The 11,238-nt window shown below is 45.8% G+C and carries 12 protein-coding genes; 4 read left to right on the top strand and 8 right to left on the bottom strand.

The features are described 5' to 3' along the window. Positions 1-152 precede the first annotated feature (152 nt). The 6 genes from ACUVJL_RS16240 to ACUVJL_RS16265 all read right to left on the bottom strand — a co-directional run bounded on the left by ACUVJL_RS16240 (position 153) and on the right by ACUVJL_RS16265 (position 4,646). On the bottom strand, positions 153-695 hold the full coding sequence (locus tag ACUVJL_RS16240; protein ID WP_445246795.1) for a hypothetical protein: 543 nt from the start codon (positions 693-695) through the stop codon (positions 153-155). Beyond that, a complete protein-coding gene (locus tag ACUVJL_RS16245) occupies positions 692-937 on the bottom strand; it encodes a DUF4365 domain-containing protein (protein WP_445246796.1) in 246 nt (81 codons plus the stop codon). The genes ACUVJL_RS16240 and ACUVJL_RS16245 overlap by 4 nt, the downstream gene beginning before the upstream one ends. Before the next feature lie 130 nt (positions 938-1,067). Then, positions 1,068-3,449, bottom strand: a complete 2,382-nt coding sequence (locus tag ACUVJL_RS16250; RefSeq protein WP_445246797.1) for a ParA family protein — start codon at positions 3,447-3,449, stop codon at positions 1,068-1,070. Beyond that, a complete protein-coding gene (locus ACUVJL_RS16255) occupies positions 3,383-3,754 on the bottom strand; it encodes a hypothetical protein (protein ID WP_445246798.1) in 372 nt (123 codons plus the stop codon). Before ACUVJL_RS16255 ends, ACUVJL_RS16250 begins: the two co-directional genes overlap by 67 nt. A 10-nt stretch (positions 3,755-3,764) precedes the next feature. Then, positions 3,765-4,076: a hypothetical protein gene (locus tag ACUVJL_RS16260; protein ID WP_445246799.1), complete on the bottom strand. Its 312-nt coding sequence runs from the start codon at positions 4,074-4,076 to the stop codon at positions 3,765-3,767. Positions 4,077-4,466: 390 nt separating this feature from the next. After that, positions 4,467-4,646 (bottom strand): hypothetical protein, encoded by a 180-nt coding sequence (locus ACUVJL_RS16265; protein ID WP_445246800.1) that lies wholly within the window; start codon positions 4,644-4,646, stop codon positions 4,467-4,469. Between the two features lie 655 nt (positions 4,647-5,301). Here ACUVJL_RS16265 and ACUVJL_RS16270 point away from each other — a divergent pair. The 4 genes from ACUVJL_RS16270 to ACUVJL_RS16285 all read left to right on the top strand — a co-directional run bounded on the left by ACUVJL_RS16270 (position 5,302) and on the right by ACUVJL_RS16285 (position 9,956). Continuing rightward, positions 5,302-8,070, top strand: a complete 2,769-nt coding sequence (locus ACUVJL_RS16270) for a DUF3536 domain-containing protein (protein WP_445246801.1) — start codon at positions 5,302-5,304, stop codon at positions 8,068-8,070. Between the two features lie 65 nt (positions 8,071-8,135). Next, positions 8,136-8,489 carry a hypothetical protein gene (locus ACUVJL_RS16275; RefSeq protein WP_445246802.1) on the top strand — a complete coding sequence of 118 codons (354 nt, stop codon included), beginning with the start codon at positions 8,136-8,138 and terminating at the stop codon, positions 8,487-8,489. Positions 8,490-8,500: 11 nt separating this feature from the next. Continuing rightward, the gene (locus ACUVJL_RS16280; protein ID WP_445246803.1) at positions 8,501-9,421 is read left to right on the top strand and encodes a cyclase family protein; all 921 of its coding nucleotides are present in this window, start codon (positions 8,501-8,503) and stop codon (positions 9,419-9,421) included. 301 nt (positions 9,422-9,722) lie between these two features. Continuing rightward, entirely contained in the window at positions 9,723-9,956 is a 234-nt protein-coding gene (locus ACUVJL_RS16285; RefSeq protein ID WP_333125998.1) for a ferredoxin-thioredoxin reductase variable chain, read from the top strand. A 290-nt stretch (positions 9,957-10,246) separates the two neighbouring features. Here ACUVJL_RS16285 and ACUVJL_RS16290 read toward each other — a convergent pair whose 3' ends face one another. Both ACUVJL_RS16290 and ACUVJL_RS16295 read right to left on the bottom strand, forming a co-directional pair. After that, entirely contained in the window at positions 10,247-10,480 is a 234-nt protein-coding gene (locus ACUVJL_RS16290; RefSeq protein WP_445246804.1) for a hypothetical protein, read from the bottom strand. 354 nt (positions 10,481-10,834) lie between these two features. Continuing rightward, positions 10,835-11,110, bottom strand: coding sequence for a YdcF family protein (locus tag ACUVJL_RS16295; RefSeq protein ID WP_445246805.1), 276 nt, complete (start codon positions 11,108-11,110; stop codon positions 10,835-10,837). Positions 11,111-11,238 lie beyond the last annotated feature (128 nt).

Below are 11,238 nucleotides of genomic sequence, written 5' to 3' on the forward strand. Positions count from 1 at the left end.
TAGACCTCTTGCAAAAATAACTAGGACGGGCAAGATGCCCATCCCACAAGAGTTATTTTTTCTTGTGGGATGGGCATCTTGCCCGGCCCATCAATTGAGGAAAAGGATTTTTGCAAGAGGTCTAATATAGATTTCGACCAAATTTGTTAGTCTTACCACAATTCATCGAGGGTTAAGTTGTGGGGGTTTTTGAGGATGAAGGCGTTGTTGTCTTTGATTAAGTCACCGCTACAGAGAATCGGTAAGCGTTCTTGATAAGCTTTAATCGCCAGGATATAATCTTTGTCTGCGAGTGAAGTTTGAATTTTCCGCAATTTGTCAGCTACAAGGCCGAGGAGAGTAATTTCCCCACTTAAATTTTGGGTATTTGGGGTGTGAATTTGCATAACAATTCCCTGAATTATCGTGTTGGGAATGCTGGTAAGTAGTTCGCTTAAAATTTCACTTTGAGGGCGATTTTCAGCGTTTTCTAGGGTTTGGATTGCCTCGCGGATGCGGGCTGCATAATCTCCCAGGTTTTCCCGGTTAGGTAGCAATATTTCAAATTCTTCTGCATCGGCTGTTGGTTTGTGCCAAAGTGTGGCATTATCTAAAAAAGGTTGGTCTTCATGCCAGCCGTGAGTTTGTAAGTAATTTCTCAGTTGATTTAGCTCGATTGTTTGGAGAGTTTGGCTATCTTTTACGGTGACTTTCATGGTTGAACTCCTTGGCTAATTCCCTCCATAATTGACTGAAGGGCGGCGACTGTAAATTGGTGGGTTTTGGGGATGGGGACGGTGACAGCGTTTGTGTTTTGTGTTTTTGGCATTCCCCGCAGCGAGTTCCAATATCCGCAGTTTCTGATGCAGAGTTCTGTTTCGGACTGGGTTAACCAGTCTTCGGGTGTTTGGGGGATTAAAACGACAACTAAAATTCGGGGAATGGCGAAGTCATCCATTCTTAAGATGACTTGAAGCTACTTGTCAATAAAATATTATCGCGAACATTTTAATCAATCCCTCTTTAAAAATGTTTTTTTGTAAAAGGTGAGCGTTAGTAACTATAAGTTCATTCACAAGCATAATTTGCTACTTCGTCCCTGTACGAATCATCTTGAAACCATACACATAAATATCAGGAAACCCGTAACGGTTTTCTTTCTGGCGCCATTTAGCCAGACCAATTTCAGTTAAAAAACTGGCAAATTCATCAAAATCAGGATATCTTTCCTGTGCGCTTTTCTCCCATGCGCGCTCAAGTTGTTGTCTGCTAGGTAAAGCGGGAAAACCTTCTAAAGCTTCAAAAAATTGACATAAGTCAGGATATTCTTGTTTAATTGCATCACAACGTTCCTCTGATGCCTTTACTAAACCAATCTCCAGAGATGTCCCCCGAAGTAAACGATCACTTGGAGCCTTAACTGATGTTTGTCCCTTATAAGTTAGCTCCTGCTCTTTTGCTCCTTGAAGCAAGGCACTTAAGCTTCGGGGAAAAGCCGTACCATTTAAGTCTGATAAACGTTGGTAAACCCATCTATAAACATATTTAGATTTTTTTCCTGTTCTTCGACGTATTCCCCACAATAAGTCTAGGGCGCGGTTTAAGGTTTCTTCATTAGCATTATCAATATTTTCAACAGGTGAAGAATGCTCTACTAAATCTTTAAAATCTCGTGCTTGCGTGGCTTGGCGAAGGGCTAACCTCAAGAAATCTATCCTTGTCCACTTCAAAAATAGATCGCGTCCATTGAAGTGACTTTTATTGTCAAAGTTCAAACGATTCCAAATGTCTTCTCGCAGAAATATTTTAAAGCGAATAGATGTTAAGCGACGGGCATCACAAGCTTGAATGAGTTGAAATAAACCACTTAAAGCTTGCTGTCTAACTCCATCTCTTTCGGGGAAATCTTCATCTAAATCGTCGTATAAAAGCCAAAGTGTTTGATTTTTCTCCCGTTGCTGTTCGTTCAGAATATCTAAGACATCCGGCAAAACAAGTATCAACTGTGAATCAGTTGATAATTCAATTAAGGCTTTAGTATGTTCAGCCTTCCAGTTTTCTTCCGGCAGTCCCTTCAATATGTTGCGTAGACTTTCAAATTTAGGTTTTTGACTCCCTTTATCTGGCAGTTTTAAATAATTTTCTTGATATACTCGAAATATCAGGTATGCTCGCCAAAATGCCTCCCAAGTTCCCTCATTATCTTTTAAATTTCGCTGGATAATTTGAAATTCGCTGCGTGTTGGGCGACTGGTCTGGGATGCACCATGACCGGAGAGGAAGATTACAGAATCTAATCGGCCACGAGCTAGCTGTCGAGCCTTATCCTCATGTTCTAATAAAAGTAAATAAAGTGCCGTTTTCCCAGTTCCTTTTCTACCTCGGATGAGGCAAGTTGTTTCGTCTAAAACTTTGTCAAAATTAGGAGTTTTCTGAAATAAGTCCCGAAGGTTTGACCTGGGATCAGCAGCATTTAAGGCGGGAAATTGAAGGCTTTCAATAATTTTCCAGCGTTGTTCTGTATCTGTTGCTGCTAGAATTTCCTGTGAGCGAATTTGAATAGTTTCTTCATCTATTAAGTTAGCAATTCGATTGTAGTAATCCAACAAACCTGTTACAGGATGATTATCGGCTAGAGCAATTGATGGCAGGTAAGGAACAATTAAGGGTTCTGCTATTTCAGATTGAGACTCATCTGAGTCATCACCATTTTCATTCAGTTCATCTTGATCTACTTCGCGCTCAATGACTTTGCGTAAAAGCTGCCAAACCTCGGTAACTTTAGCCGTTCCACTATTGCTGATATCAGGAACAGGTGAAAACACAAAGTTGATTGATAGCTTGCCAAAAGAATTGAGTGATTTTAGGAGAAGATCAATGCCTTGCCGATTTTGCTCGTTCGGAAACAAAAAAATAATTGCCTCATCAGCAGCTTGAAGTAGAGATAAAGCACCCCATTCATTAATTCCGGTACGCGAATCTACTAAAATAACGTCTGGTTTTAACTGCTCTTGAATTTCTCGACTAAAAATAGACCAGAGAGTTTCACCATTATCAAGAATAGTAGTTGCTCGAAGATCATCAACTTTAGAAATGTAATCAAGACTTAAAGAACCCGCAGGAACAATGAAGAGTCTTCCTGTAGCATCCGGTATTGTAACTTCGCCAAATATCTTGGTGATTAAAACATTTGGTTCTAACCCTTCCGGTATATAGGATCGTTCATAAAAATAATCTACAATACCAAATTCAGGTAGTGGTTTTAAGCTAAAAGCTGTACTTAAACCTGGTGCTTCTAAATCTAAGTCAACAGCCACAACTTTTCGACCGCGCATAGCCAAAATCCAAGCCACATGGGTTAAGGCAGTTGTTCTACCGACTCCTCCCTTAAAGGAGTAGAATGTTATTGTTCGAGGAATGCGGGGTTCAGGTTGAGGGGATTGAGATTGATTTTGAGGATTTGCCGCCACAAAGCTAAATCTTGCCAAGTTTGTACTGAACTTCCATGTGTAAGCTGGGGGGCTGACAAATCCAAATATCTTGCTTCTTCTACTGTATATAAAGAAATAAAACCTGGGGATATTTTAAATTTATGAAGGATGCGATACACTTCCTCTTTTCGCTGTGGTAAAGATAATTCTTTAAAGCGATCGCTTATAATCGTTAAATTCAGAAGTCCAGAAGTTGAAATATTTATGTCAGTCCATTCCTGCGGAGTCTGTACATAAATGTCCGTAAGCTCCCGTTTAAGTGATACTTGCCAAGTTTCCTGCATATCTGTGTCCTCAAAGTTTAGTAGTTTGCTTCTGTAACCAACCTATGAGACTATTATATGCTGATAGCCACTGCTTATAGTTTGGCTCATCAGATTCACTACTAGAGTAGCGCATATCTATAAAATGTTGATTGTTGGGATTTTCAACTGTGTTAAGCCATTTCATTACTTGTGGAAACTTTTGCACTCTATCATGAAGCTTATTATGCCGCTTCAAAGCATCTTGAAAACTATGTCCCGGATTAGTAATTGTGTGTTGAGGATTGTTAGAATCAGTTTTCCATTCTCGCTTTGCACTTTTGGGCAGGGAAGCTAAAATCATCGCTTTTAGTAAACATTCTATCTATGGTAATGCCTCCGAAGTGCATGGCGGCTACTTTTCTGTCGGAGTGACAAAGTGTTTCAGTATCCATATGACGTTGTAAAAAAGCAGCTTGGTAATCTTCCATGTTTGCGAAAGGTTTGGTGAACTTGGTAGCTGTAACAAATAAATATCGCCTTTATTAGATGATTCCCTAGATATTGAGCCAGCGAAATAACAAGTTAAGCTGGCTACTTAATTGGGTCAATTGTATCATTTTTCGGCTGACAATTTGAGCGAATAAAAAAATAATTTTTTAAACAAAGGTCAGTCAGATGGAGCTGGCAAAATATCGTTGATATGGGTTGATGTTTTCATTGTTTCGTCAGTACGGACTTGCACTATTTACAGTCAGGGAATTAGATAAGACAGTATAACTAATTTCTGGATTAGTCTGATATTGTCCTCCGCAATGTCTGCGATCGCCCCAAAAACTTCCCAACCAGCTTTCGGCAGGACGATAGCAAGAGTACAGCAACGGGGTGCAGCAGACCCCTCCTTCGCCGTCAAATGCAGCATCTTCTCGTCCAAACCCTCCTCCTCCCTCCTCCTCCGCCTCCGCCTCCGCCCTCACATACCTCTCAGGAGTTAAAACCTAACACTTACCGTTTTGGTTTTTTGTTGCCTTTTGACTCCGCACCAGTGTTACAACTCTTCTGGAAAGTACATTTGCAGCAAATGTGCCCGCCCGAACCCAACCGGCCTAACTTCTCCAGAACTTAGGTAAAAAGCACCTAAAGTATGATGCGAAACTCCGGCAAAACTCTTACTCTATAAATTGATCGGGCATTAAACCGATATCCACTACCGTCAAGATTTATTACCAAAAATTTAATTTTTCCGGCGAAAAGTTGCTATTTAATGAATAAGACTTTACAATCCAGCAATGTAAATCAATTTCTCAATGAACAGCTCTGCAAACACTAACCCGAAATGGGTCGCAAGTGCCAAAAAGCAGCAAAAGCTACCTTTTTTAACTCTTTCAACAGCAAAGCATTGGCAGAAAAACCCAGGGATCGACGGTTGGCATCTTGGAACGAATGCTTTGCTCGCAATACTACTGTATTAAAACTTGTCTGCCAAAATTTAGCCCTAAGAGATGCCTAGCTGCAACTCTTGCTGCGTAAGGTTTTAGTCTCTAATTAGGCTGGTTTTATTGTCTTTAACTACTTGAGGATTCGATCGCATGGTTTCGATTTCTACTACTCAATCCGATGTGCTGCCTTTGCCTTCGCCAACCGTAACGGCTGCAACCCAAAGCACCGTGGCTACTGCAACTGGGGTCTGCGTGACGGTTCACGGTCACTTTTACCAGCCACCCCGGGAAAACCCTTACCTGGACGCGATCGAACGCCAAGCCAGCGCCTCTCCCGCCCACGACTGGAACGAACGCATAGACAACGAGTGCTACCGCCCCAACGCCTTTGCCCGCATACTCAACGATCGCGGCGAAGTCACGGGGATCGTCAACAACTACGAGTATATGAGCTTCAACATCGGGCCGACCCTGATGAGCTGGCTCGAACGCTACGACGCGGAAGTCTACCAGCGGATTCTGGAAGCCGATCGCCAAAGCTGTCAGCGGCTCAACGGTCACGGCAACGCGATCGCCCAAGTATACAATCACATCATCATGCCGCTGGCTAACGAGCGAGACAAATACACCCAAATTCGCTGGGGGATCGCAGATTTTCGCTCCCGGTTCAATCGCGATCCCGAAGGAATGTGGCTCGCCGAAACCGCCGTAGACTACGCCACCCTCGAAGTTTTAGTCGCTGAAGGCATCCGCTTCATTGTCTTAGCCCCCTCCCAAGCAGAACGCTGCCGTCCGTTAATCGGGCAAAACCAAGAAGGGGAACCAGCGGAAAACTCCGAATGGCACGAAGTCGGCGGCGGCCAAATCGATCCGACTCGCCCGTACCGCTGCTATTTAAAACCAGAAATGCGGTTAATGGCTGACCACCAACTCTCGCCACTGAGCTCTCACCATTTTGGCCGCAGGCACTTCCAAAATTCCGAAGCCCCATCTCCCAACACTCCCTACATTGATATCTTTTTCTACGATGGCCCGATCTCGCGGGATATGGGCTTCAATGAGGTTCTCAGCAGCAGCCACCACTTGGCCGGGCGCTTGGGTCAAGCAGTACGGGGAGACCACCGACCGGCTCAATTAATCTGCGTGGCCACGGACGGCGAAACTTTCGGCCACCACAAAAACGGTACCGAAAAATGCCTCGCCTACGCCTTCACAGAAGAGTTTCCCCGTCGAGGCTGGACGGTGACGAATTTTGCTCATTATATAAGTCAAAATCCTCCCGCTTGGGAAGTGGAACTCAAACCGGTGACGGCCTGGAGTTGCTCTCACGGGGTCGATCGCTGGCAAGATGATTGTGGCTGCGGTGGTGGCGGCGGATGGCATCTCAAATGGCGCCGACCTTTGCGGGATACTCTCAATTGGCTGCGCGATCGACTGATTCCGATTTACGAAGAAGCAGGGCGCAAGCTGTTGCGCGATCCCTGGAAAGCCAGAGATGAATATATTGAGGTCATCCGCGATCGATCGCCCGCTAACGTTGACAGTTTCCTGGAACGCCATCAAGTGCGCCCCCTCGATGCCGGAGAACAGGTGGACGCCCTGCGACTGCTGGAAATGCAGCGCCACACCCTGTTAATGTTCACTAGCTGCGGCTGGTTTTTTGAAGAAATCTCGCGTCCAGAAGGCGTGCAAATTCTGCGCTACGCGGCCCGGGCGCTGGAATTGGCGGGCGAAGTTACCGGCGTCCAGCTAGAAAAGGATTTTGTCGCTCAACTAGCCCTCGTACCCAGCAACGTTGACTATTTCAAAACAGGGGCCGAAGTTTACCGCAAACTCGTGGTGACAGCCCAAATTAGTCTCAGACAAGTGGCGGCCCACTACGCGATCAGTTCTCTGTTTGCCAAATATCCCCGCGAACAGCGAGTTTACTGCTATCAGGCCCAGCAGGAAGATTTCCAAATTCAGCGCATGGGCTCGATGACTCTGGCTGTGGGTCAATTGCAGTTAACCTCGGAAATTACGCGGGAAACAGAGGTTTATGTGTTTGCTGCGTTCCACCTCGGCGGCTGGGACTTCCACTGCTGCATTCAGCCTTTTGGCAGCCGCCGGTCTTACACTATGCTCAAAGAGCGGTTGTTTGGAGTTATGCAAGAAGCTTCGGCGGCCCACGCGATTCTGGAAATGGTGCGGCTGTTTGGGGATCAGTCCTTTAGCTTGCGGGATTTGTTTGCTGAGGAACGCCACCGGATCGTGCAGTTGCTGAGTCAGGAAAACTTGACTCGGTTGGATCAGCTTTACACTCAGGTTTACCGGGAAAATTACGGGGTGATGATGGCGTTCCACCGCGACGAACTGCCGGTGCCGGTAGAGTTGCAGGTGGCTGCTGAGGTGGCTTTGGGACACCGCTGTTTGACGGCGGCCAAGGCCCTGGAACTGGAAACCGAGAACCCGGAGGCGCTGCTGGCAGAAATAGAGGCGATCGCCACTGAAAGCGGCCATCTCCGCTGTCGGTTGAACGTTCCCGAAGTCAAGCAAATTTTGGAAAAGCTGGTTTGGCGATCGCTTGACGCGCTGCTGCAAGCAGGATCGGGCGCGGAGGATCCCTCGCCTGTCAAGTTGGAAGCTGATATCCGCACGATCGAGCGTTTGATTGCGGTGGGCGATCGCCTGAGTCTGGGTTTGTGTCTGGACAAATCGCAGGAACTGTATTTCGATTCTCTGTACAGTCAAATTGTGCCTCTGTGTTTGGGCTGGCTGCAACTGCAAGATGCCTCGGCGGGCGACAGTGTGGTCGCTGCCGTTGCCTTGGGGATTGCAGGTTCCGGCGCCGGCTGGGACTTGTCTTCGATCCGGCAGTTGCTGGAGTTGGGTCAAACCTTGGCCGTTGATGTTGAGTGTTGGTTAAATCAGTTAAGTTGATCGTTTCTCGATTAGCCTGCAGAAATCAATTCCCGCCCTTGAGAATCCGCCCGATCGGGGTTTAAATGCCGATCGGGCCTGCTGGATCGATCCTCGATCGATCGGCCGCTAGGCTTCCGGGGCTCGCGGCGGGCGATCGAACCTATAGCAAACGCTTTCGTCGGTTATGGCATAAATTACAACTACTTGCTTTTGCTGCAGAGAGTCGAATTCGCAAACACAAGGATCAGTTTGATAGCCTCAGAGATGCGACCCTTGAATCTGTTGCGCTTTCTTGCCTCCTAACCGACGAAAACGGTTGGTATAGCAGAAGGAAGAAGGAAGAAGGAAGAAGGAAGAAGGAAGAAGGAAGAAGCAGTAATAGCAATGGTTTCAGCGATATAGAATGTCCTAACCGTCTTGGCGGTTGGTATAACTAGAAGAAAAAGTAATGAAAAGATTTAGATTCTTAGGATTTATTGTTGTCTTTTGTGCAATCATTTCTTGGTCGATCGCCATTGCTGTGCCAATTCCTAACCCCCCACTCTGGCAAGTCTATCAACAGTCACTCAAATCAGCAAAATACGTAGACCTCACCCATACCATTACGCCAACCATCCCTGTTTGGCCGGGTTTTGCAAAGCCTAAATTTTCAGCCACCACTGACCCCAAAACGGGCAAAGCTTACACCTATGCTGCCGATAGCTTTGAAGCCACCCACTACGATCTGCCTACCGACCAACTGGGTACCCAACTAGATCCCCCGGCCCACTGGAATCCTGACTATCCTGCAATTGACGAGTTACCACCCACCTTTGCCGTCCGTCCGTTAGTGGTTATTCCGATTCAGGAGAAGGTGGCTCAGGATCCAAATTATGCCCTGCAAGTGCAGGATATTCTGACTTGGGAACGGCAACACGGCAGAATTCCGGAAGGATCGGTGGTGTTTGTCCGTTCAGATTGGTCGAAAGAATGGCCCAATCCTAAACTGGCAACCCTCACCAATTTTCCGGGTGTTTCGCTGGATGCTCTGAAATTTTTGCATCTAGAACGTAAAATTCTGTTTCATGGCCATGAACCCCTAGATACCGATAGTACGCCGACGCTGGAAGGAGAAGCCTGGTTACTCAGAAATGGCTATACTCAGGCCGAGGGAGTGGCCAATCTCAATCAAGTGCCCGAAACAGGAGCCTTAGTGACGATCGGCTATCCCAAATTACAGGGGGGATTAGGCGGCTATGCCCGCTACATCGCCATTTGCCCACCCAATTGGCGCTATGGCGTATCCGTGGGGCAGATCCCCGAAGCTCCGCTTGCCAAAGCAGCCAAATCCCTCCACTGGGATCGGCAACTCGGTGTACGAGTTCGGTAATGTCTATAGCTTATTTATGTCCGCCCCCGATGTGGCGGTTGCTATACCGACAGACAACCGCTAATTTTCTTTGAGTCAGTTATGGACGCAGGGAGACTGAAGAAACCGGGTTTTTTACCCTGACTGCGGACTGCGGCGCAGGATTTTCGTAAAAACCCGGTTTCTGACCACCCGTGCGTAAGTCCTATGAGTTTTCGCTCTACTTCTGTGGGAAGATGAAAAGACTGTCCCCAAAGCGTACAAGTGTTCTGCACTTGCACGCTTTGTAGAGCTTTGAAGAAAGAACACTAAGTTTAAATTTATGAAAGTTGGCGATCGCGTTTGCATTAAAAACTCTGTTGTTGTCTACCACCACCCTCAAAATCGCAGTCAACCATTTGATCTTAAGGGTATGGAAGGAGAAGTCGTGGCGATCGTTCACGAATGGCACGGCCGACCTGTCAGTGCTAATTTGCCGGTTCTAGTACAATTTGACAAAAAATTTCGAGCTCACCTGAAAGAGGATGAGGTCGAATTGATTTCTTCGGAAGTCTAGCTGTCTCAAAAGTTGAAGCCGCAGCCCAAAGACAATATCAAATCCGGTCAGTCGATTTGAGATTTGAGATTTGAGATTTTAGATTTACTCCACAGATGAATCTGGGAGTTTGAATCTTAGTCTAAAATTTTCGGCTGATCGATCCTCCTGCCGTTGGCAAGTATCCGTTTTTGGGCCGAGATCATACAACCATTTTAGAGTTTGTAGTGAGGACTTCAGTTTTTTCTGTGGCTTTTAGTCGATCGGTGGGACTCTCGTCCTTACTACAAACCATCTTTTTTGTTGAATCCTTAATTTTTCGACCGTCTGCGGTTAAACCAACCGAAGATATTCAAATCTCCCTGCATTTTCTGGAATTCCTGCTGATGCTGCTTGGCTGTAGCGTAATACCACTGGCAATGAAGTTCTAGTTCTTGACGGTACTTAATTTCATCGTAAAACTCGCGGACAATTTGGTGTCTCTGAAAAATTTCGGCCGCGGGAGTCGGTTCTGGGGCAATGTTTTGCAACTCGTGGGGCAGCATGATTGTTTGGGGGCGACTGGGGCAAATCTTGGCTGTAATGACTTTAAGCTAACACACAGAATCTATTTTGGATGGGGGATTTGGGATTTATATCAAATCTGTTAGCATCGGAATTATTCCTATCTCTCTTCTTTTCATCTGCGTGAATCAGCGTCAATCCCTTGTCATCTGCGGTTAATAAATTCTCTTTTTTTAACCGCAGATGAGGGCAGATTAACACAGATTAACGCAGATAAATTAGATCGATTCCGGTTGCACTATCCCTCGGTGATTGTTGACTGTTGACTGGCTTTGAGTATTCCTATGCAACCGGATTTGAATTCTTCAATCCCCAATCTAAAATCTAAAATTCTGTTAAAGCCATCCCCGCAGCCGATAAACGATTAAGCCGATGTATTCTTTCAAAGCTTTAGTTGACTGGTGTAATTCATAGGTGTCTGGCAATAAATCTAGTGCGACTGCTTGCCAATTCCTTTGGGATGCTGCGATATCCTGCTGCGTTATTTGAAAGTCTGTTGGTGCGGCAATTGCTTTTATTCCCTGACGCTGGAAAATTAAGAGCGATCGAGTCATGTGCATCGCCGATGTCACTAGCAAAATCGGCCCTTGTATGCCTTTAGAGAGTCCCACAGAATGAATGATCCTATAATAACAGAAAGATAACTTCAGTGTGCAGCCTATCTTATGTCTCTAAAATCTATCATGAAACTGACTGAGTACGCCAAATCTCTTTACATCAAAACAGCTAAAAAACTCAA

The organism is Microcoleus sp. OTE_8_concoct_300 (assembly GCF_031383065.1).
Classification (GTDB): domain Bacteria; phylum Cyanobacteriota; class Cyanobacteriia; order Cyanobacteriales; family Microcoleaceae; genus Microcoleus.

Coding starts and splice junctions, on each gene's coding strand:
- ACUVJL_RS16270 (WP_445246801.1), top strand. CDS start 5,302: ATGGTTTCGATTTCTACTACTCAATCCGATGTGCTGCCTTTGCCTTCG.
- ACUVJL_RS16275 (WP_445246802.1), top strand. CDS start 8,136: ATGCCGATCGGGCCTGCTGGATCGATCCTCGATCGATCGGCCGCTAGG.
- ACUVJL_RS16260 (WP_445246799.1), bottom strand. CDS start 4,076: ATGATTTTAGCTTCCCTGCCCAAAAGTGCAAAGCGAGAATGGAAAACT.
- ACUVJL_RS16255 (WP_445246798.1), bottom strand. CDS start 3,754: ATGCAGGAAACTTGGCAAGTATCACTTAAACGGGAGCTTACGGACATT.
- ACUVJL_RS16280 (WP_445246803.1), top strand. CDS start 8,501: ATGAAAAGATTTAGATTCTTAGGATTTATTGTTGTCTTTTGTGCAATC.
- ACUVJL_RS16285 (WP_333125998.1), top strand. CDS start 9,723: ATGAAAGTTGGCGATCGCGTTTGCATTAAAAACTCTGTTGTTGTCTAC.
- ACUVJL_RS16240 (WP_445246795.1), bottom strand. CDS start 695: ATGAAAGTCACCGTAAAAGATAGCCAAACTCTCCAAACAATCGAGCTA.
- ACUVJL_RS16290 (WP_445246804.1), bottom strand. CDS start 10,480: ATGCTGCCCCACGAGTTGCAAAACATTGCCCCAGAACCGACTCCCGCG.
- ACUVJL_RS16245 (WP_445246796.1), bottom strand. CDS start 937: ATGGATGACTTCGCCATTCCCCGAATTTTAGTTGTCGTTTTAATCCCC.